Consider the following 21429-nt stretch of genomic DNA (forward strand, 5'->3'; position numbering starts at 1 on the left):
TATAATAACCGTTATAATGATGATATATTCGAAATTGTAGTTTCTTATCTAACTAATTTGGTGGAAAATCGTTTATAATTCCCTAATATTAAACGGCTTTCCGTGAAAACGGTGTGACCGTCCGGCAACGCCAACACTCCTCGACCTCATTTAGGCGGGTCACAGATCCACAGACCTGTTAAAAACCGCCAACCCCACCCACCTCCTGTAAACAGCCTTAAATAGTTTTTTACATCCGCCGTTCAATCCGTTCAATCCATTTCACGCCAAACAGTCGGGTCGGCCCAACTATCCCAAAACGTAGTCTATCTATTTCACGGCGTTGACGACATTGCCGCCGCCGGCCCTCGCCGATTCGAGGGCGTCGACGGCCCTCTTCACGAAGTCCTCGACCATATCCGAACCCCGAAGCTCCGTAACGCCCAACGACATGGTTACAAACACGTCCGGCTTTCCCCCGATGACAAACTGCACCTCGCCCACATTCTTTGCCATCCTCTCCCCCACCTCCCAGGCCCCGATGAGCTTCGTGTTCGGAAGGATAACGGCAAACAGGCTTTTTCCGTAACGGGCGGGGAGATCGCGCCCCTTTATGCTGCTCTTTATAATAACCGATATCTCCGCGAGGATTCGATCGGAGATCGACTTTCCATAGGCCTCGACGACATTGTCAAATTTATCGACGTCCGCAACTATGAGGGAAAGGGACCTGTTCATCTTCAGAGAGTCCTTTACCTCCTCCTCTATGCACTCCTCAAAGAACTCCATCGTGTAGAGGCCGGTCAGGGGATCGGTTATATCGAGCGTCCCCTTATCCTCGACATCCCTTTTCGCGTCAACGATATAGACCATCTTATCCCTTGCCGGTATACGCCTCTTGTGGATGTAATTGAGCACAACGGACGCCCCGATTACCGCCCATACGATCGATCCGACGGGGGTGAGGCTTTTCATGCCTCCATAGACGTAATCCCCTCCCTTTATCAGGTCAAGGCCCCCCAGAATAAACAGGAACAGACTCCCAGTGAAATAGAGATAATAGACTTGTCTCCTCCTCTTCATCCCTTTCAATATAAGAAAGAGCGAATAGAAAGAGACGGACAAGAAAAAGAGCGCGATTACATATTGAAAGACAACCGAGCGGTTGAGGATAAATTGCTGAGCGGCGACAACCAAGGTGAAGATCGAAAACAGGGCAAAATCTTTCTCCCTTTCGGAAAGAAAGTACAATATTATGAAGAGGAGCGCAAAGACAAGGCATATCGACGATGCGATATTAAACAACAAAAATGATGTTTCATTCATTAATAATTACTCCTATTCATCAATTTTAAAGAAATCCTTATCTATCATTTTATACAGTCCTTTGTCATGTTTCCCTGGCTCCCTGATCTCCATTACATCTAAGGTCAACAGGGTAACCCACCTCGCTTCGGACTTGAGGAGCACCTCCTCCTCGCCCACCTCTATCAAAACGCCCCTGTAGACGACGCCGTGGGCGACTATCTCCACTTCCTTCCTCAAGAAGCCTTTCAGGTCCCCCTTCATAGCTCAATCCCCGCCGAAATAAGGTATATCGAATCGCTTCGATTTCAGGATGATAAAGTACGAGTCCCCCGCCTCATCGTAGTCTATGTAGCTTGCGAGCGTATAATAGGCAATAGTGGAAAAACGGGCCGTAAGCCTCCCCCTCTTTTCCTCGCCCCTCTTGACCGCACAATACGGGACGTTTCTCTCATCTATCTCTACCGTCCTGAGGTCTATCGGCTCGTACGTATCATCGGACAATTTCCCCACAAAGCCTGTAACATCATCCCCGTCAAAGACCGGGGAGATCCTCTTTACAACGAACGGGGCGTCCTCGACCACAACCGTCGCGTAATCCCCCTCGACCGTCAGATAGTAGACCCCGTTTTCATCCCTCGCCAGGGCATCGTTAAATATCCTGAGCACCTTCGGGTGAATTATCTCGGCGCCGTTATAAAACCACTCCCCCTCCTTGTTTATGGAAATAACGTAGTTCTGTTCGACGTAGCTCTTTTCGATATCTGAGTCCATCTTCCCTTCGGTCATCTTCCTAAAACCTCTTCCTGCTGTCCACGATCAGCGTCACCGGCCCGTCGTTTATCAGCGATACGTCCATCATCGCTTGAAACACCCCCCCCGACGACTCGACCCCCCTTCCCTTCGCCTCTCCGATGAAGTACTCGTAGAGATCCTTTGCCCTCCCGGGCTCTTCCGCGTTGACAAACGACGGCCTCCTTCCCTTCCTCACATCGCCCAGGAGCGTAAACTGAGACACCACCAGAAGCTCCCCTTTGACGTCTATGAGCGACAGGTTCATCTTTAAGTCCCCGTCCTCGAATATCCTTAAATTTATGATCTTGTCCAGGAGATAATCGGCGTCACCCGCCGTATCTCCCCTCTCCACGCCGAGGAGGACCAGGAGACCCCTGCCGATCTCCCCGACCGTCTTGCCCTTAACAGTAACCTTTGCCTCCGATGTCCGCTGAATGACCGCCAGCATATTGCAGTGTTCTTATCTCCCCTGAATATTATCGGGACCTTCCCCCACCCCCCCCGGCGGAGAGGGGAGCCTCACCGGAATCTACCTTGAGGGGCGCCTCCCTGTAGGCGCGGATGAAGTCCGTGAGGATGCCGTCGACAATTCGATCGGCCTCCTTCGCCTCCCCCTCTGTCTTGAAATCCGTGGCGAGGCTCAAAAAAATCTTGAAGTAAGGGGACTGGGAGATGTTGAGTCCTCCCTTTGCCACCTCCCTCTCTATTCTGTACTCCGCCTCGGAAAAGGAGTATTTCCCGAACCTCCCGCGGCCGTTAGAGAAGGGCCACGTCTCCTTCAATCGAAAGAAATTGAGGCAGGCTTCCTTAACCGCCGGACGATCGAGCCTCCCGGGGTCTATCTCCTCCCCGATCCTGTTTGCCGTTATGGTAAAGAACTCCTTTACGAGGTCGATGTCCGTTATCACCAGTCCGTACAAATACCAGTCATCGATGACGGCGGAGACCGCCCTCACCTCCCTCTCGGTTAAAACCCTGTAGCTCGGGCATTCATGCCCGCTGCACAGCTCGGCTCCGTAGAAGGAGACGTCCCTGAGCTCTACGCCTCCGTTGTTTACGGGATGTATCATGCACCCCACCCTGTTGCCTCCGTCATCGACAAAGCCGACGAAGGGGCAGTTGTGGATCACGTCAAAGAGGACCCTCGGAGTGTCTATCTTGTCGAGCTCCCTTGCCATGATGTCCAAATCGACGCCCTCCCTACCCACTCCGCAGCCGCCCCCCGCCTTGAGGTAGGCCTCTCTCCTTTTACCCATCAGCTTGGTCAGGGTCTCTCTGGAGTTGTCCTCCCAGTTATAAAGGCCGCAGCACGCCCCGCACGACTTTTTTTCGTCGGGATGGCATAGGGAGATCAGTCCCATAAACAGTCTATACTTCCAGAAAAATAACGTCCTTTTTTTATATAACAAACAGGGAGTTATTTCAAGATAAATTTTGTTTCGAGCGAAATAGGCGGTTACTAAAATTTAATCCAAGCATTCAGGCCATAATAATAAAGATACGGGAATTCGGCATCGAAAGACAAAACCCATCCCCTTTCCACGAATACCTATCTTGAAAAACAAATTAAACGAATCAAGTATCCACAACAATCCTTTTTTCCTTGCATAATTCAGCTACTTTAAATAAAATTATATCGGAAAAGATATGATATATAATACAACATTGACTTAAAGCTTCTCCTCCATTCAAACACGAATATCATGTCGAGGTTAAAGTGAAATATGAGAGAGTTCTTCTCATAATTCAGAAGAAACGAGAAATTCTTTGCCCTGTCTACAATGACGTTAATGTGTTTAATTGATCCTCAAAAAACATCTCAATAAATATTTTTTTACTCGAAAAGAGAGAGTTGCAGACAGCTATTACTATTCAAAGGACAAAGGGTGTTCAGGATGAAAAAACCTTGGCTTAATTCCTACGACGAAGAAATTCCAAAGTCACTGGGAGAGCTGAAAAGCAGCGTAGTTGACAATCTGAGAAGATCCACCGAGGAAAATCCCAATCATGCCGCCGTTATCTTCAAGGGCAAGAAGATCACCTATCGTGACGTGGACGAGTATTCCAACTCCTTCGCCAACGCCCTTATCTCGATGGGGGTCATGCGGGGAGACAGGATAGCGATCATGCTTCCCAACCTTCCACAGACGATCATATCATACTACGGCATATTAAAGGCGGGCGGTGTTGTCGTAAACATCAACTCCGATTCATCCAAGCGTGAGATAGAGCATATAGTCACAAACTCCAGGGCAGGGATGATAATCAGCCTGAAGATCAACATCGATCGTCTGCAAAGCATCAAGGAGAGAACGGGAATCAAGCTCATCCTGACAGACTTGCGCCAGTTTTTCCCCTTCAAACGTAAAATATACAAGGAATTTCTCGCCCGCATATCGGGTTACTACCGTGATGTCAAGTTCACAGGGGATATCCTCTCCTTCTGGAGCCTCATCAGAAGGAGTCCGTCCACACCCCCAAACGTCAAGATAGATCTCGAAAACAACGCCGTCATTCAATACACCGGCGGCACAACGGGGATCTCCAAGGGGGCCGTATTGACCCACGGCAACATCTCTTCGAACGTGGAACAGGTATACCTGTGGTTTAAAAACATCATCGGGAAAAAAGACAGGGTAATCGCCGCCGCACCGTACAGTCACCTTTACGGGATGACCATGGCCCTCGACTTCCCGGTGAGGGTCGGCGCCACCATACTCGTTCTCAACCGCTTTACGGCAAAGAAGATCGTCAATCTCGCCAAGGATTTCAGTCCCACATTCTTTCCGGCCATCCCGTCGATGTACAGATCGATAATACACTACCTGTCGTTTTACAGCTACGATTTTTCATCCATCAAGCTGTCCATGTCCGCCTCGGCCCCGCTGAGCCGTGAGGTTCAAGAAAAATTTACATCAATGACGGGGATAAAGGTAATCGAGGGCTTTGGTCTCGCCGAGGCCTCTGGGCTCACCCATATCAATCCATTGGGGGGTACCGAAAGGATGGGTACAATAGGGCTTCCGCTTCCGGATACGGACGCGAGGATAGTAGACATCAATACGGGAAAGGAGCTGGACGCCGGAAATCCGGGGGAGCTGATAATAAAGGGACCGCAGTTGATGAATGCATATTGGGATATGCCCCATGAGACGCTGGATTCCTTTAAAAACGGCATGTTCTACACAGGCGATATCGCCGTCATGGATGATGAGGGCTTCTTTACCCTCGTCGACAGGAAAAAGGACATCATCTTCAGCGGAGAAAACAGGATATACCCGAGGGAGATCGAGGAGGTCCTCCTGCGCCACCACCTGATTGTCGACGCGGCGGCGGTCGGCATCCCGGACAAGCTAAAAGGGGAGGCGGTCAAGGTTTACCTGGTTCTCGAGGAGGGAAAGATCATTACCGGAGAAGATATAATCAAGTACTGTAAAAACAACCTCGCAAGTTACAAGGTGCCCGCCGAGGTGGAGTTTCTTAAGGAACTCATGAAGACGGCCGACGGCAAGATCATGAAAAAGGAGATGACAGAATAGTTAACCGCCCTTAAATTCTACGTTTTTTCGTTTGTTGCGCCTCTAAATATAAGGGCAAATTTTCCTCATCTGTTTTTTTTCGCTTTTGAGATGGACGGCTGATTCGAGAGCGGCGGGGGGGTCGGGCCGATACCATTGGCAATAGAGACCTTTTTGAAAAATTCGATTGACCCGTCGGGATTTTTGCTACAACAAAAACAGGGAGTTGAGATCAATAAGGTTAATACTTTTACAGCAGAAACCCTTGATGAGATTTAACTGACCCGTCGGGATTTTTGCTACAACAAAAACAGGGAGTTGAGGTCAATAAGGTTAATACTTTTACAGCAGAAATCCTTGATGAGATTTAACTGACCTGTCGGGATTTTTGCCCAATAAAAATAGAGGGTTGAGGTCAATAAGGTTAATACTTTTATAGCAGAAATCCTTGATGAGATTTAACTGACCTGTCGGGATTTTTGCCCAATAAAAATAGAGGGTTGGGGAAAGAGCGGCTTTTGTTAAAAACCGAAGGATAAACGAATTTTTATTGTTATATAATATCATATGAACAAAATATCATTTTCCACCGTTAAAAGCTTTAATACCGTTTAGGATCTCAAAATCCCTTAGAACCAATTTATATGCATCTTAGATGAAATAGAATATCCACAAATAACTTCAATAGAGGTGAGATTTATGAAAAAGACTATTTTATTCCTTATCACTGTGGCCCTGATTTCCACACTCGCTTTGGCGGGGTGCGATAAGCTCTTGGGCATAATCGGACTTGAGAAAAAGAAGGCGGATACGCCCCCCACTGGCGAGGTTCAGCCTCCCCAGCCGGGAGCTCCGGGAGGAGTCACTCCTGCTCCGGCACCTATGCCGGCGCCTTCGACATCCCCGGACATGGTAGCCGCGTCCGTAAACGGAAAATATTACAACCTCCTAAGAACAATCTACGTCCCCTCCGACCAGAACAGCTACGGAAACTTCTACGAGTGGGGCTACTGGAACGGTTCGTCATGGAAGGGACACACAAACCTCCCGCCCGGATACTGGGTCTATGTCTATCCGAACTGGTACATCTGGGGAAGCAGGAGATAGACGGTTAAAGGGGGGTTGGGGTAAGGGCCTCAACCCCCTTTGGTTTTAATAGCCAATATCAAAGGAAAATAGCAGATGAACACATTGAGACTTTTTGTTAAATCTCTTCTCTTCCTTGCAATCACCGCATTTTTCAGCACAAACGTATTGGGCACAAGCGCCTTTGCCGTAACGGAGAGCGGTTACCTGTCAGGCCCTAACAAATTCCAGACGTTTACCGTCAACGCCGGAGACGTCGATTTCGTTGAGGTGACCTTCACCTTCCCCAAGGACGGCTGGGATTTTTACGTGAAGATAGAGGGGAGGGACGAGAGGAAGGTCCTGGGGAATATTAAGCTCAAGACCACAAACAAGATCCACCTCGGCGGCGGCGGGACATTCTACGTCACTATATATACGAACGGGATGGGGGGAAACTGGACCGCCACATACGACCTTAACGCCGGACTCCCCGACTCGAGGATGACCGGAAACGGTAAATACCACAACCTCCTCTATGTCCTCTACCTCCCCGACGAGAGGGAGAGCTACGGCGAATACTACGAGGAGGGATACTACACCGGCTCCTACTACCAGGGATACGACAACCTCCCCCCCGGATATTGGGTCTACCTTTACCCCTACTGGTATATCTGGGGCAACCAAAGGTAACGATTTGACAACAGCGTATAGATAAATCTAATCCCCATTTCAGCGTTATGATATTAAGTTTTTAATGGGAGGTCTACCATGAATAAAAAGATAGTTGGGACGGTCTTTGTGCTTGTTCTATTCCTCTTTGGATTTCAGGAGTGCCCGTTGCCCGGCCCCATAGCATCCTCGCCGCAGCCGGGTGTGGAAAAGGCGTCGGTCAACGGCAAGTACTCGGACCTTACAAACGTCATAGACGTACCGGACGACAGGAACAAGTACGGCGATTTCTACGAGCTGGGATACAAAGAATGGCGTAAATACAAAGACTACAAAGACCTCGAGTACGGCTACTGGGTCTACGTCTATCCGAGCTGGTACATCTGGAAGAAGAAGACGTCCGACGAGGAAGGCCCTATCTACGATAAGGCGTCAATTGACAGCAAGTATAGGGGATTGTTGAAGACCCTCAACGTTCCGGACGACAGGTACAGCTACAAGGATCTCTACGAGGGCGGTTACAGAACCACCTCCTCCTACAGGGGGAATTACAACCTCCCCAAGGGGTACTGGGTCTACCTCTATCCCTATTGGTATATCTGGGAGAACAAAACCGGGGACGAAGACTCCGGCTCCACCGACGAAGACAGGGCGAACGTCAACAACAAGTACAACAGGCTCCTTAAGACCATCTACGCCCCTAATGACAAAAACAGCTTCAGGGACCTTTATGAGTGGGGGTACAGAACGGTTTCATCCTACAGGGGAAACTACAACCTCCCCAGGGGGTACTGGGTCTACTCGTTTCCATACTGGTACATCTGGGAGAGCGAGTCGGGATCTTCCTCACCCGATGAGCCTTCTATAAACAAAGAAGGAGCCTCGTTTAACGGGAGATACGGGAATCTGAAGAGGACCCTGTACGTCCCCGACGACAGAGACAAGCACGGGACGAGCAAGGAATTCGGCTACATGACAAACAGCACCTACTACTCCTTTTCGGGAATTCCAAGCGGGTACTGGGTTTACTACTACCCATACATGTACATATGGGGAAGGGTGCAAAAGCCGGGCCACAATGACGAGAGAAAAGCCTCCTTCAGCGGAAAGTACGGGAACATAAGGGAGGCCCTTTTCGTGCCCAAGGACGAGGAAAAACACGGCAAGAGCAAGGAGTTCGGATACAGGGAGACGGAAAATTATTACGAATTCAGAAACCTCCCCCCGGGCTATTGGGTCTATTACTACCCCTACATGTATATCTGGGGGAGCAAGGAAGGCGAAAAGCCGGATTCGGGCTGGAACGTCTGGGACGACGGGTCGGGGTCCGAGCCCCAGCTGGATAGAGAAGGGGCGTCCTTTAACGGCAAATACAGCAACCTGAGAAAGTCGATGTACATCCCTGACGACAGGAAAAAACACGGCAACAGCAAGGAGTTCGGATACAGGGAGACCAGGGAATACTACGACTTCTCGAATCTCCCCCCGGGCTACTGGGTCTATTACTACCCCTACATGTGCATCTGGGGGAGCAAGGAAGGTGAAAAGCCGGATTCGGGCTGGAACGTCTGGGGCGACGGGTCGGGATCCGAGCCCCAGCTGGATAGAGAGGGGGCGTCCTTTAACGGGAAATACAGCAACCTGAGAAAGTCGATGTACATCCCCGATGACAAGAAAAAACACGGCAACAGCAAGGAGTTCGGATACAGGGAGACCAGGGAATACTACGACTTCTCGAATCTACCCCCGGGCTACTGGGTCTATTACTACCCCTACATGTGTATCTGGGGGAGCAAGGAGGGTGAAAAGCCGGATTCGGGCTGGAACGTCTGGGGCGACGGGTCGGGATCCAAGCCCCAGCTGGATAGAGAGGGGTCGTCCTTTAGCGGCAAATACAGCAACCTGAGAAAGTCGATGTACATCCCCGATGACAAGAAAAAGCACGGCAACAGCAAGGAGTTCGGATACAGGGAGACCAGAAAATACTACGACTTCTCGAATCTACCCCCGGGCTACTGGGTCTATTACTACCCCTACATGTGCATCTGGGGGAACAAGAGGAAATAGAACGGCTCACGCGATTGTTGTGCGGCCGGCTTGAAGGGTAGAGCGCTTTTCCTTTTCCTCCTTCTTTGAGACGTAATTAGTTCGGTGGGGAGGAAGAGTTGAATTTCGCCAACGGTGGGGTAAAAAAGCCGCCGCCCGCGACCGGGGGCCGAGGCAAATTTAATCTGAGATCAAACAATGAAGGGGTGGATTGAAGTCCGCCCCTTTTTTACAGATCGGCCTTTTTGCCCTTTTGCCTTTTTGATATGAAAGGCTATTTGTACCAGTCCTCCTTAGGCTTGTAAGACGTAAGGAGCTTCCCCTTCATCCCCCCCCGCTCAAGGGCGAGCTCGACAAGCCTCCCCACAAGCTCGGTGTACGGAATACCGGTCGCCTCCCAGAGCTTCGGGTACATGGAGATCGACGTGAAGCCGGGCATGGTGTTTATCTCGTTCAAGAATATCTCGTGATTTTTTCTCGTCACCAGAAAGTCGACCCGGGCGAGCCCCGCTCCGTCAACGGCCTTGAACGCCTCGATCGCCATCTCCCTGACCTTCTTCGACACACCCTCCGGCAGATCGGCCGGGATCTTCTCCTTCGATTTTCCGTCCACGTATTTCGCGTCGTAGTCGTAGAACTCGTTTGACGGGATGATCTCCCCCGGGACGGAGGCTGTCGGGTCGTCGTTTCCGAGGATCGAGACCTCGATCTCCATGGCGTCGGCAATTCCCGCCTCGACGATCAACTTCCTGTCGTATTCCGCCGCCGCGGGGACGGCGTCCGAGAGCTCATTTCTGTCGTGAACCTTGAAGACCCCCACGGAAGATCCCATATTCGCCGGCTTGACGAAGACGGGGTAGCCTATTTTATCCTCTATCTCCCTTACAACGGAGTCCTCATCGTTCTCCCACCTCCCGGACGAAAACCAGACGCAGTCGGCGACGTTCAGCCCCCTCGCCTTGAAAAGCTCCTTGGAGACGGCCTTGTCCATCGCAAGGGAGGAGGCCAGGACGCCGCACCCCACGTACGGGACCCCGCTCAGCTCCAGAAGCCCCTGTACCGTCCCGTCCTCTCCGAAGGGCCCGTGGAGAACGGGAAAGGCCACGTCCAGCATCACCTCTTCCCTCCCCTCGTTCCACCTTAAAAGCCCCCCCTCCGCGTCCGGGAGGAGGACCGCTGGGTGGACCTCTCCGAAAGACTCCTTTCCTTTTAGGAAATCCATGACCCCGTCCCCGGTGTACCACCGCCCCTCCTTGGATATACCGATTGGTACTACCTCGAAGCCGGAGGCTACGAGGGCGCCGATGACCGATGTGGCCGACACCAGCGACACCTCGTGCTCGCCCGACCTCCCGCCGAAAAGAACGCCCGTCTTCAACTTTTCCACGTATCTTCTCACAAAAAAATTTGAAAAAATCCGCCGCCGCCAGTATGACAGATAGTATGACACCCTCTCCACATAAACGTTCCCGGACAGCGCTGTTTTCTATCTACCACTTCCGTAATCTTTTGTCAACGCTCCATGGGATAATAAATAAACAAAAAGGGCCCCGACCGTGCGGGGTCCCCGTGGTTAAAATTTGTTAAAAAGTTATTAAAGGTTTGGCCTCCCGCTAAAAGCTGAAGTTTATCCCGCCGTAGAAGTACCTCCCGGAGAGGGGCCTGTCGAAGTACCCGTCGAAGACAGAACCAAATGGATCTGTGTATCCTCCGAAGTCGGAGTGGTATTCACCGGTGACGTTATTGACCCCCGTGAAGACCTCGACGTCGTACTTGTCCTTGATGGTGTACGTGTACCCGACCCTCATATCCATGACGAAGGAGTTATCGAGTCTCTTTTGGATGTTGTTGTAATCCCCGTCCCTGATCCTCTTGCTGGCGTACCTGCAGTCCATGTTGTAGGCAAATCCCTCGTAATCGACGCCAAAGCCGAAGTTTACGGTGTGCTTCGGGACGTAGGGCAGGGTTTTCCCCTTCAAGTCCCATGTGTCAAAATAGGCGTCCTGAAAGGCCCAGGCGGTATAGAGGCTAAGCCAGTCCACGGGCTTTGCCACAACCTTGAGCTCCAGTCCCCTGTGCACCGTCTTCGGGAAGTTCACGTTGCTGACCCTGCCGGCGCCAAAGGCCGTGGGGTCTACGTAGATCTCGTTTTTGATGTTCATCCAGTAGAGATCGAGGGAGGCGTAGATGTCCGGGGTGAAGTGGTGCAGCGCCCCCAACTCGTAGCTTACGGCCTTCTCCGGCTTAAGATCGATGTTTATGCCGTTGTAATCGATGATCTCGTCGATCAATGGAAGCCTGAACCCCTGGGCGTAGCTGAAGTAGATTTTGTTTCCCTCGCCGTACATATAGGTCAGGCCCGCCTCCACCGCCTTTTCGCTGTATTCTACGTTCCCACCCCTCTTCGTAATCGCAAGGGGGGTGAAAAACGGGTGGTCGTCCATGTCGATGTTCTGCCAATCATAGCGCATCTTCATCCCCTCGTACCGGTAGCCCACGCTCAGAACCAACCTGTCGAAGAGGGTCAGCTCGTCGTAGAGGTAGTACCCGATCGATTCCCTGACCGACTCCGTATCCCTCTGTGTAATCGAAAGCCCCATGGGCGTCCACGGCGGCCAGTCCCAGAGCCAGAAGCCGGCAAACGAAAGCTCGTATTCGGAGTGGAGATAGTCCACGCCCGCCATAAGGCGGTTATCCACCTCATCGAAATCGAGATCCAGCACATACTTGCCGGAGATCCCATGCTCGGTCAGATAGCTGTAGGTCTGCATGTAGTCGTGGGGCGGGTCCGGCTGATAGAGCCAGCCGTTGCTGTTTCTGAAGGTGTAGTTCAACATGACCCTTCCGTAGTCGTCGAAATCCAGCTTCACGCCGGTGTTGATGTAGAAGCTCTCCCCCTTCCCCCTGTCGAGGGAGTCGGAATAGTCTTCGCCGAATACGCTTCGCGCGGCATCGTAAGACGGGCCCGGGAAGCCATATTCGCTCTTGTCGTAGCCGAGGTCGACCGTCAGCTCGAATATCTCCGTGGGGGTGAGTGCCCCGGAGAGGGTGAAGTTGAGGGAGTCATAATAGCTGCTGTTAAAGCTGTAGAACTTATTGTAGCGCTCTCCGTCGGCGTGCTTCCGGTCAACGGAGAGAAAAAGCCTCCCTGTATCGTTGGAATAGCCGGCGCTCATCACTCCCTCGTGGTTTCCCCAGGAGCCGAACTTGTATCCCGTCTTCAAAAACAGCCCCTCGAAGTCCCTCCTCGTTATGATGTTGACCACGCCTGAGACCGCGTTGTTTCCCCATAGGGAGGAGCCGGGCCCCCTGACGATCTCGATCTTCTCGACCGCCTCCAGCGGAATCAGGTTGAAATCTACGGTTGACAGATCGGAGGGCGTCACCCTGACGCCGTTTACCATTATCAGCGTGTCATACCCCCTGGCGTATCCCCTCATGTCCATACCAACCATCGTCTCAACGCCGGAGACGCTGTGGAAGTTGATCCCCGCCTCCCGCTTTAAAAGCTCCGGGACGCTTGTGGCGCCCGATTTGTCGATCGTCTCCCTGTCGATCACCGTGACGTTTCCGGGGATCTTCGCCGGGTCCTGTTCGTCCCTGGTATAGGTAACCTTGACCTCCGGGACTTGGACCTCCTCCCCGAAGGCCGCGGGCACGAGAAAAAGCCCCGCGATCAGGATCGCCGCGAAAGACCGGGCTCCCCTCTTCAATTTACCTTTTCTCTTCATTTTCCCGTTCATTTTAGAAATTTCCTCCACTTTTTAAGATTCGCAGAATCAGAATCCACCGTTTTTCGTGGAGGATCAAGGCCCCCTTGTTTGAAAAGTCTTCCTTTCCATATTTACCTCCTTTCGCCCTCGAAAAGGGTCGGTATTATTTCCCAGGGATCGGTCTTCTGGCTTAGGGCTTCCTACTCGCCGCGCCTTCCCAACAAACGGGGCGCGCCTCATGGGATCTCTCGTTGAAATCATCCCGCTTAAATCGCGACGAAGATCTCAAAAACGACTAAGAGATCAGGCGCAGTCCCCCAACGTTTGCAGTGGCATGTCTGCGGCTTTCGCTCCCAATACAGATGCGGGGCAGCGACGGATTCCAACCGTCTTCCCGTGCATCCCGGGGATGGTTATTTCATCAAACCTCCTGAAATAGTTATTCTCGGCCTCTTAAAGACCGGATTTATATCCACCGTTATCTCGGCATCGTAGACCTCCCTCATGTTCCCCTCGGTAATCACCTCCTCCGGCGTCCCGGAGGCGAAGACCTCCCCTTTGGAGAGGAGGACTATCCTGTCGTAAAAGTACGAGGCGAGATTTATGTCGTGGGTCACGGAGACAATCGTCTTTTCATATTTTACGTTGAGCTCCCGAATCAGCCTTAAAAGAGATATCTGGTGCTTTATATCGAGAAAGGCGGTAGGCTCGTCCAGAAACAGAAGCCCCGTGTCCTGGGCCAGGGCGCGGGCTATGAAGGCCCGCTGGCGCTCGCCGCCGGAGAGCTCCTGTATATTTCTCCTGTAGAGCCTGGAGAGGTCAGTCACATCGACCGCCCACATCGCCTTTTCCATGTCCCCCTTTCCCTCGAGGGCGAATCCCTTGAGGTAGGGCGCCCTCCCCATCAGCACCACGTCGAGCAGGGTAAAGGGGAAGTCCCCCATCCCCTCCTGGGCCACGAGCGCCATATTTTGGGATATCTCCCTCCTCGAGTAATCCCTGAGCGGCCTCTCCCTTAGGCGCACCTCCCCCCTCTGGGGTTTCAGTATTCCGGTCAGGAGCTTTAAGAGGGTGCTCTTGCCCGACCCGTTCGGGCCGATGACCGCGACCATCTCCTTCGGGTCGGCCGAGAAGTCTAGACCATTTATTACCCACCCTCCATTCCCCTCATAGCTGAAGTGGAGTCCCTTTCCCTCTATCAGGCTCACATCTCCCTCCTCAAAAGATAGATAAAGAAGGGCGCCCCAAAGAGTGCCGTCAGAACCCCCACCGGAAGCTCCAGGGGGGAGACTATCGTCCTTGCGGCGGTGTCGGCAAGGGCGAGAAACGACCCCCCGAAGAGGAACGACGCCGGTATCAGGACGCGGTGGTCAGGCCCCACCACCATCCTCATCATGTGGGGGATGACGAGCCCCACAAAGCCGACCACCCCCACAACGGAGACCACGGATGCCGTGAGTATCGAGGCGAGGATGAAGAGAAACTCCTTTATCCTCTCGACCTCCACCCCCAGAGAAGCGGCGGCCTCCTCTCCGCTCAACAGCAGGTTCATCGGCCGGGCGAGATAGTAGACCGCAAAAAACGAGATTATCGATAAAACAAGCACGACGACCACCTCATCGTACGAGACGAGGGAGAGGTTTCCCATGAGCCAAAAGAATATCCCGTGGATCTTGTCGCTCTGGGATATGGAGACCAGAAACATGATCCCGGCGGAGAAAAATGCGTTGACGATCACTCCCGTGAGGAGCATGGTGTTCGGGTAGAGGCGCTCCTTTACCCTGGCCACCCTGAAGACGATGTAGACGGTCGTCATCGCCCCGATAAAGGCGTAGAACTTCTTCACGACAACGGCGGTGTCCGTCCCGAAGAGGTTGAAAAGGACGGTCCCCCCGAACACGGAGACGGCGATGGTTCCGAGGGCGGCCCCGCTGGAGACGCCCAGGATGAAGGGATCGGCGAGGGGATTTCTCAGGAGCGCCTGGAAGACCACGCCGGCGAGCGCCAGCGCCCCCCCGGCGAGAAGTCCCATCAGGAGACGGGGAAGCCTGAGGCCGAAGAGGATCATCTTTACCTCGGGGGAGATGCTACCGGGGTTGAAGACGGCGAATATAACCTTCGCAAACGAGAGCTTCGCCGATCCCACCCCGAGGGAAAAAACCGCCACGGCCGCCGCCAGTGCGACCAAGATTACGGTAGAGACTATTAATCTTCCCCTAATTCCCATCCGTCTTCCCCCTCTCTGGAAATGCCTCCGGATGGAGGAGCCTTGTCAGCTCGTAGAGCCCGTCGACGATCCTTGGCGAGGGGCGGTCGACGATGTCCGAGTCTATCGTATATATCCTCCCCTTTGCCACGGCCGGAATTGCCCCAAACCTCGACCAGATTTTGACCTCCCTTTTGTCGACATCACCAGGAGACATCGTCGTTATGACTATGACCTCCGGCGCCCTGACGATTATCTCCTCCATGGAAAACTGGGGATAGCGGACCCTCTCGCCTGCGGCGATATTAACGCCCCCGGCGATATTTATAAGGTCGTCCTGAAACGTCCCCGAGCTCATCGTTATGATCGGCTCCACCGAAAAGGTCAAGAGGACCCTGACTTTCTTTAGGCCCTTGACCCGCGCCCTTACTTCGTCGATCCTCCTCTCCATCCCTCGGGCGAGGCGTTCCGCCTCCTTTCCCTTCGACACGAGCGTCCCTATTTCCCGGACGGTTTCGATTATCCCCGATATATCGGTCGGGTTTATGACGTAGACCGGTATCCCCAATGTTTGGAGCTTTGCTATCTCCTTTTCCTTCTCACCGTCGGCGGTGGCGATCACCAGATCGGGGGAGAGCTCCACGATCCTCTCGAGATTAGGCTTTATGTAGGTGCCCACCTTCGGGAGGGAGCGGGCGGCCTCCGGGTAGTCGGAGAACTCGCTTACGCCGACGACCTTGCTTCCCGCGCCCACGGCGAAGAGTATCTCCGTTATGTTTGGGGCCAGCGAGACAATCCTCTTCGGGTTTTCCGGGACGGTTATCGTTCGGCCCATCTGGTCGACGATGCGCCTCTCCGAGGCGTGGGCCGCCGCCGCCGCGAGGACAACGAGAAGAGCTGATATTAGTATTAATACTAAAACGGCCGACCTGATTAATGTCTTTTCTCTTTTCAAAATAAAACCCCGACCGGAGAGGGTCGGGGTAAAAATCGAATACAGATTGGCGAATATCAAACGAGGATCAAATGTGATCATACCGGGCGGCAATGTACCGATCCTATTCAACCTTTAGCTCCATAGATCGGTTCACGGCTCGGCTTCGATTCTTGAGGCCGTCCCCCCCTCGGAAGACGGGCGTGTCCCAATATCACCGGGAGTTGATTTAAAATGAACCGTTTCCTCCATCGGCCTTGATGAGACACGCTTAAATCCTATCGGGAATCGGTCAGGTTCCTGGCTTGGGGGAGTTAATACGGCCATACTATATAGGCGGGCAAAGATTGCCGCCGACAGCCTAGGCCGATTATTGGAACTCCCCGCTAACAGTTGCGGGGCAGCGACGGTTTTCCACCGTCTTCCCTGAGATCGAGCTTCACGGCGCCGTTGAATTCCCGGAGTTTGCAACATACATTAATACCCCACCATCCCCCAATCTCCCCCAAAAACCGCCACTCCCTCCCGATAACTACCAATCCTTCCCAATAATCACCACCCCCCGACAAGCAAAATCTGCCGACCCATGCTGAACAGCTGCCTCCAACTCATCAAGCAAGATTTGCCGACCCATGATAGATAGTTACCTCCAACCCCGACAAGCAAAATTTGCCGACCCATACCAGATTGTTCCCCCCAACTCCCCAACCGAAATTTGCCGACCCACACCAGATTGTTCTCTCCAACTCCCCAACCGAAATTTGCCAACCCACGTTGAACAGTTACCTCCAATCCCAACAACCAAAAATTGCCGACCCCCCGCCGCGAAACAAGATCGCCGATCCCAAAAACAAAAATTCAAAGAACAGATTTGTATGGTAACGAATTATATATTTTTAATTTTTTTTGTCAATATAAATATACTTGTAACCCGGGAAAAACGATATTTGCCCGGCACACGCTAAAATTTGTACTCCTTATTTTTCGGATCGAAGTCCTTGTCCGTGAGATCGACATCGGTCTTTATATCTTTATATATATACGACTCGATGAGACCCCCCTTCTCGTCGTAGGAGAAGAGGGCGTAGATCAAGCGAGAACTTTTGTAGATATATATCTCGGTCCTGGCCGCGTAGCTGCTGTTTTCCACCCTGACGTGAACCGTCTCGGTATCGCCGTACATCTCCTCGCCGACGTATGTAAGGCGGATCTTGTGATTCGGCTTTTTCATGTCCTCTTTTATCGTAGTGTTTATCCTCCTCATTGTTGACGCCATTCCGGCCTCGGCCACGCTGTGGCGGTTGTTTCTCATTGCCATGCGGCTTTCAGGAGAGATTTTGATCGTTATAGCCCCGAGAATCCCGCCCGGGCTTACTATCATCTTGTCGTTGTTTTTGCCCCTTACGTAGATTATCTCCCTCCCGCTGTCATTGCCGCTGTTGATCTTCAGATAGATCATCAACGGCTTTTTCCACTTGACGTAGATATTCTGGGCCGGATTGAGCTTTCCCCTTATCCTTTCCTGCTTTATAAGGGTCAGCGTGTATTCGTTAAGCGCATTTGCCCTCTCCTGACACTTCTTCAGCTCTTCGACAGCCCTCTCGGGGAAGTCCGCCTCTCCCTGTGCGAAGAGGGATAACGGAAACAATAACAAGAACGACACAATAATGCCGAGAAAGGTTATCTCCTTTACAAATGGGTGGGCTTTCTTTTTGTTCACACCTGCCTCCAACATCAAACTTAAAAAAAGATTTCAAGCAGATAATAATATCACATAAAAATAGTCTTTTCCATCCAGTTGTGGAAATTTTTTCGTTTTTTAGTTTATTGCCGACGGATAAAATAACAAAATCCGAAGGATTTTGCCTTAAATAGTGTTAAAATAATATAGTGGATATAAACGCTCAAAAAGGGGAGATGTCCGACTTCGAGGCAATGGCGGCCGCGGCCGAGGGGGACAAGTCCGCCTTTGACGTTATCGTCAAGAGGCACCAGAGCGGACTGATAAACTATTTTTTACGCTACTCGGGAAATCTCGATACCGCCGCGGAGCTCGCCCAGGAGGTCTTCCTCAAGATCTACAAGGCCAGGGACAGGTACAAGCCGGAGGCGAAGTTTACGACCTACCTGTTCAGGGTGGCCCACAACCTCGCCATCAACGAGCTCATCGCAAAGAAGAGGCCCGACACAAGATCCTTAGATAACGAAGACGGGGTCGACCCCCCGGACTACGAGGGGATCGATCCCGAGACGGAGACGATGGCGGCTGAAACCTCTCAGACCATAAGGGAGGCGCTGTTAAGGCTCAATCCCGCTGAGCGCTCTGTTATTATCCTTAAATACACCCAGGGGATAAGCTACGCCGAAATCTCCAAGACCACCGGACGAAGTGTGGCCGGCGTGGAGTCGCTCCTTATAAGGGCAAAGGCAAAGCTCAAGGCGGAGCTGAAAAAGAGGGGAATCACTGGTGAGATGTTCGCCTGACCTTGAGGGGAGATTTGTCGAAGGTTTATTACTTGGATAGGGGGGAAGGGAGGAAACGGTGTTTTATATAACTACTATTGGGGACATGAGCGGAAATGTTTTTCAAGAATCCAAGACTTGGGAGAATCATATTTGAGGGATAATTTTCGATCGACCGAATATTTTCCGCATGATTCTTTAAGGATGGCTGTTTATATAGGTGAGAGGACAGTATTATGAGATTATCCGACAAAATAACGGGATACAAAAAACTACTAATGGGCCATGACGCTCTTATATAAATTCAGGGCGATATTATGAGACTATACAAGAAGACAATAAAGGGAGAAAAAGGGGCCCACAGGTGGGCCGAGGCGCTCTTCGGGCCGTACCTCGATGGGGAGCTCGATCCGAAGAGGGAAAAAAAGCTCCAAGACCACATCAAAGAGTGCACTCCCTGCAGGGAGGCGCTTGATCAGGAAAAGGTCCTTATGTCGGGGGTCGCCGGCGCCCTTAAACCCGTTACTATTCCGGACAGATACGACATCTCGGCTTCCGTGGCGAGAGAGATCAGATCGCTCGAAAATGAAGGGGTATTACACCCGATCAAGAGGCTGTTCCCGTGGTGGGGGATCAGACCTATGTCTCGTCCCTCCTTCTCCTACGCGATCGCCGCCGCGGTCGGGATATTTATAGGCATCTTTTCGGGGATACTTACGCCGGGATCGTCCAACACCGCCATATACGTGAACGGCGATTCCTCCTCCGACTCCTCCCTCGATTACATGATTGAAAAGATCTCATATTCCAACGGCGATTCACTGACAAGCTTATACTTCGCAAGCGAAACGGAGGATACAGATGAATAAAAAAGCATTGATTACCATCCTCGTAGTATCCCTCGGAATTAACGTGGGGCTCTTCGGCATGTTCCTGTATCGGGGGATTTCTGAAAAGGGATCGGAGCGCATAGGCCCTAGATTACGACCGCCGGAGCCCCGCCCGGAGCGTCATCTGCCGGGACGGCCCGGATCGGGGCCGCCGGGGCTGCCGAAATGGTTCGAGAGCGAGTGCAAAATAACCGACCAACAGAAAGAGGATATAAATAAGATTCTCGAAGAGAACAACGAAAAACTCGAAGCCTGCAGAAGAACGATATCCGACAACAGGAAAGAGCTGTTCACCCTCATCAACAAGGAGGACCCGAACCTCGAGGAGATAGACAAGAAGATCGCCGAGATATCGGCCCTGGAGCTCGATATGGAAAAGATTTTCGTCAGAAAGATCATATCGGTAAGAGGGGTCCTCACTCCGGATCAGGTCAAACTGCTGGACAGCCACATAGAGAAATATATGCGTCCAGGGAGCAAGTATTCCCCCGGCTTCGAAGGCAAGAGGTACGATAACAAAAATTGGAAGGGCGATAGAAGCCATCGACGGGGCTGGAGTAAGAATAAGACAAAAAAGTGGGGAGATGACGAACTCCAGGTCAAAGAGCCGCCGCAGTCCGAAGTTAGCGAACCGGGAGAAAAGGAGATCGACGGCGGTGAACCCAAAGATATAGAGAAATAAGAGCCTTGCTAAATATTTTCACAATTTATCTGGAGACAAATGAAGCGGGCTTAAACAATAAGGAGAAACAATCAGAATGAGAATTAGAAAAGCAATAAAGCTGCTGACAATATTAGTTGCCGTCTTCGCCTTCGGCTCCCTCGGCACGAGCTGGTGGAGCGGATCGGCAAGGGCGGAGGTGAGCGACAAGTTGCAGAGCCAAAACACCAGCCGCCAGCGTCTCCGGGACGGATCTAACTGCACGACGGGAGGCGGGCTTAACAGCAATGCCAATACCGATGCTTCCGGCAGCGCGAACACCGGAAACGGAAACAGACACAGGGGCGGCAACGGCAATGGAGGCAGCAGCGGCAATAATTCAGGCGTCAATAAGTCCAAGGGCAAGGGGGGCTCTAAGTAGAATCAGAGCACCGAAAAAACAAACGAGGACAAAGCCCGAGTTTCTATTTATATTTGCTTTCTTTGGTATACCAAGCGTAAAAAACCTAAACCGAAAAAAAGGAGAAAAGATATGAAAAGAGGATTAACAATAGGAGCTGCGGTTTTTGCCGCGGCGATGCTGATATTTGCGGTCTCGGCATTCACACAGACCGATGAGGCCGCACCTCCGACCCGTCCCTTTTACGGTCCCGGATACGGGCCCGGATACGGTCCCGGCGAATGCCTGTGGGGATACAACTCGGCCCTTAAGCTGACCGAAGATCAGCAGAAAAAGCTCTCCGACCTTATGAGAAAGGACGTCACAGATAAATCAAAGATAAGAACGGAGATGCAGCTGAAGCGTATCGAGCTCATGACGCTCTATCAGGCCGACAAGCCCGATCTCAATAAAATCGACAGGGTTGAAAAGGAGATCAGGGATCTCAGGGACAAGGAATATGATCTTAAGAAGAAATTCAGGGACAGCGCCCGGAAATTACTGACCAAGGAGCAGCTCGAGGCCAATCCTTACGCGTTTTGCGGACGTGGCTTCGGCATAGGCCCTGGCTACGGCATGGGCCCGGGGATGGGCCATGGAATGGGATACTACGGCAAGGGACGTGGTGGTAAAGGCGGTTCCGGCGGAGGTGGATTCTACCGCTGGTAAGCCGATCAACCACGACGTTTTATATAGGGGGCCGTTTTTCCGGCCCCCCTTTTTTTAAATATCTTTATCCAATC

Annotated in this window: 21 protein-coding genes and 2 riboswitches; of the genes, 9 read left to right on the forward strand and 12 right to left on the reverse strand. The window is 52.0% G+C overall.

What is annotated here, in order from left to right; all coding sequences use genetic code 11:
- Positions 1–309: 309 nt before the first annotated feature.
- Genes JW984_11245 through JW984_11265 form a run of 5 tightly spaced genes read right to left on the reverse strand, consistent with a single transcriptional unit; the run spans position 310 to position 3440 of the window.
- On the reverse strand, positions 310–1305 hold the full coding sequence (locus JW984_11245) for a diguanylate cyclase (GenBank protein ID MBN1573760.1): 996 nt from the start codon (positions 1303–1305) through the stop codon (positions 310–312).
- Positions 1306–1317: 12 nt separating this feature from the next.
- Positions 1318–1548 (reverse strand): hypothetical protein, encoded by a 231-nt coding sequence (locus JW984_11250; GenBank protein MBN1573761.1) that lies wholly within the window; start codon positions 1546–1548, stop codon positions 1318–1320.
- Positions 1549–1551: 3 nt separating this feature from the next.
- Positions 1552–2073: a DUF1285 domain-containing protein gene (locus JW984_11255; protein ID MBN1573762.1), complete on the reverse strand. Its 522-nt coding sequence runs from the start codon at positions 2071–2073 to the stop codon at positions 1552–1554.
- A gap of 4 nt (positions 2074–2077) precedes the next feature.
- Entirely contained in the window at positions 2078–2527 is a 450-nt protein-coding gene (locus JW984_11260; GenBank protein ID MBN1573763.1) for a D-tyrosyl-tRNA(Tyr) deacylase, read from the reverse strand.
- A gap of 28 nt (positions 2528–2555) precedes the next feature.
- On the reverse strand, positions 2556–3440 hold the full coding sequence (locus JW984_11265; GenBank protein MBN1573764.1) for a hypothetical protein: 885 nt from the start codon (positions 3438–3440) through the stop codon (positions 2556–2558).
- A 534-nt stretch (positions 3441–3974) separates the two neighbouring features.
- On the opposite strand from JW984_11265, the gene JW984_11270 reads away from it, so the two are divergent.
- The 4 genes from JW984_11270 (at position 3975) to JW984_11285 (ending at position 9401) form a co-directional block, all read left to right on the forward strand.
- A complete protein-coding gene (locus tag JW984_11270) occupies positions 3975–5618 on the forward strand; it encodes a long-chain fatty acid--CoA ligase (GenBank protein MBN1573765.1) in 1644 nt (547 codons plus the stop codon).
- 678 nt (positions 5619–6296) lie between these two features.
- Positions 6297–6704: a hypothetical protein gene (locus JW984_11275; GenBank protein ID MBN1573766.1), complete on the forward strand. Its 408-nt coding sequence runs from the start codon at positions 6297–6299 to the stop codon at positions 6702–6704.
- 75 nt (positions 6705–6779) lie between these two features.
- Positions 6780–7355 (forward strand): hypothetical protein, encoded by a 576-nt coding sequence (locus tag JW984_11280; GenBank protein MBN1573767.1) that lies wholly within the window; start codon positions 6780–6782, stop codon positions 7353–7355.
- A 78-nt stretch (positions 7356–7433) separates the two neighbouring features.
- Entirely contained in the window at positions 7434–9401 is a 1968-nt protein-coding gene (locus tag JW984_11285) for a hypothetical protein (protein MBN1573768.1), read from the forward strand.
- A gap of 253 nt (positions 9402–9654) precedes the next feature.
- Here JW984_11285 and JW984_11290 read toward each other — a convergent pair whose 3' ends face one another.
- The 7 genes from JW984_11290 to JW984_11320 all read right to left on the reverse strand — a co-directional run bounded on the left by JW984_11290 (position 9655) and on the right by JW984_11320 (position 17953).
- Positions 9655–10767 (reverse strand): D-alanine--D-alanine ligase, encoded by a 1113-nt coding sequence (locus JW984_11290; protein MBN1573769.1) that lies wholly within the window; start codon positions 10765–10767, stop codon positions 9655–9657.
- Between the two features lie 226 nt (positions 10768–10993).
- Complete coding sequence (locus tag JW984_11295; GenBank protein MBN1573770.1) at positions 10994–13123, reverse strand: TonB-dependent receptor; 2130 nt, start codon at positions 13121–13123, stop codon at positions 10994–10996.
- A gap of 127 nt (positions 13124–13250) precedes the next feature.
- A riboswitch (cobalamin riboswitch) is annotated at positions 13251–13539 on the reverse strand.
- Positions 13507–14301 carry an ABC transporter ATP-binding protein gene (locus JW984_11300; protein ID MBN1573771.1) on the reverse strand — a complete coding sequence of 265 codons (795 nt, stop codon included), beginning with the start codon at positions 14299–14301 and terminating at the stop codon, positions 13507–13509. Its footprint overlaps the riboswitch before it by 33 nt.
- Positions 14298–15320: an iron ABC transporter permease gene (locus tag JW984_11305; protein ID MBN1573772.1), complete on the reverse strand. Its 1023-nt coding sequence runs from the start codon at positions 15318–15320 to the stop codon at positions 14298–14300. The genes JW984_11300 and JW984_11305 overlap by 4 nt, the downstream gene beginning before the upstream one ends.
- Complete coding sequence (locus JW984_11310; GenBank protein ID MBN1573773.1) at positions 15310–16254, reverse strand: cobalamin-binding protein; 945 nt, start codon at positions 16252–16254, stop codon at positions 15310–15312. The genes JW984_11305 and JW984_11310 overlap by 11 nt, the downstream gene beginning before the upstream one ends.
- Before the next feature lie 273 nt (positions 16255–16527).
- A riboswitch (cobalamin riboswitch) is annotated at positions 16528–16661 on the reverse strand.
- On the reverse strand, positions 16620–16772 hold the full coding sequence (locus JW984_11315; protein MBN1573774.1) for a hypothetical protein: 153 nt from the start codon (positions 16770–16772) through the stop codon (positions 16620–16622). Its footprint overlaps the riboswitch before it by 42 nt.
- Before the next feature lie 422 nt (positions 16773–17194).
- Positions 17195–17953: a DUF1571 domain-containing protein gene (locus tag JW984_11320; GenBank protein MBN1573775.1), complete on the reverse strand. Its 759-nt coding sequence runs from the start codon at positions 17951–17953 to the stop codon at positions 17195–17197.
- A gap of 197 nt (positions 17954–18150) precedes the next feature.
- On the opposite strand from JW984_11320, the gene JW984_11325 reads away from it, so the two are divergent.
- The 5 genes from JW984_11325 (at position 18151) to JW984_11345 (ending at position 21355) form a co-directional block, all read left to right on the forward strand.
- Positions 18151–18717 (forward strand): RNA polymerase sigma factor, encoded by a 567-nt coding sequence (locus tag JW984_11325; protein MBN1573776.1) that lies wholly within the window; start codon positions 18151–18153, stop codon positions 18715–18717.
- Positions 18718–19013: 296 nt separating this feature from the next.
- Complete coding sequence (locus JW984_11330) at positions 19014–19565, forward strand: zf-HC2 domain-containing protein (protein ID MBN1573777.1); 552 nt, start codon at positions 19014–19016, stop codon at positions 19563–19565.
- Complete coding sequence (locus tag JW984_11335; GenBank protein MBN1573778.1) at positions 19558–20268, forward strand: Spy/CpxP family protein refolding chaperone; 711 nt, start codon at positions 19558–19560, stop codon at positions 20266–20268. Before JW984_11330 ends, JW984_11335 begins: the two co-directional genes overlap by 8 nt.
- A 76-nt stretch (positions 20269–20344) precedes the next feature.
- Positions 20345–20668 carry a hypothetical protein gene (locus JW984_11340; protein ID MBN1573779.1) on the forward strand — a complete coding sequence of 108 codons (324 nt, stop codon included), beginning with the start codon at positions 20345–20347 and terminating at the stop codon, positions 20666–20668.
- A 111-nt stretch (positions 20669–20779) separates the two neighbouring features.
- The gene (locus JW984_11345) at positions 20780–21355 is read left to right on the forward strand and encodes a periplasmic heavy metal sensor (protein MBN1573780.1); all 576 of its coding nucleotides are present in this window, start codon (positions 20780–20782) and stop codon (positions 21353–21355) included.
- Positions 21356–21429: the final 74 nt, after the last annotated feature.

The organism is Candidatus Zymogenus saltonus, assembly GCA_016929395.1.
GTDB classification, from domain to species: Bacteria; Desulfobacterota; Zymogenia; order Zymogenales; family Zymogenaceae; genus Zymogenus; species Zymogenus saltonus.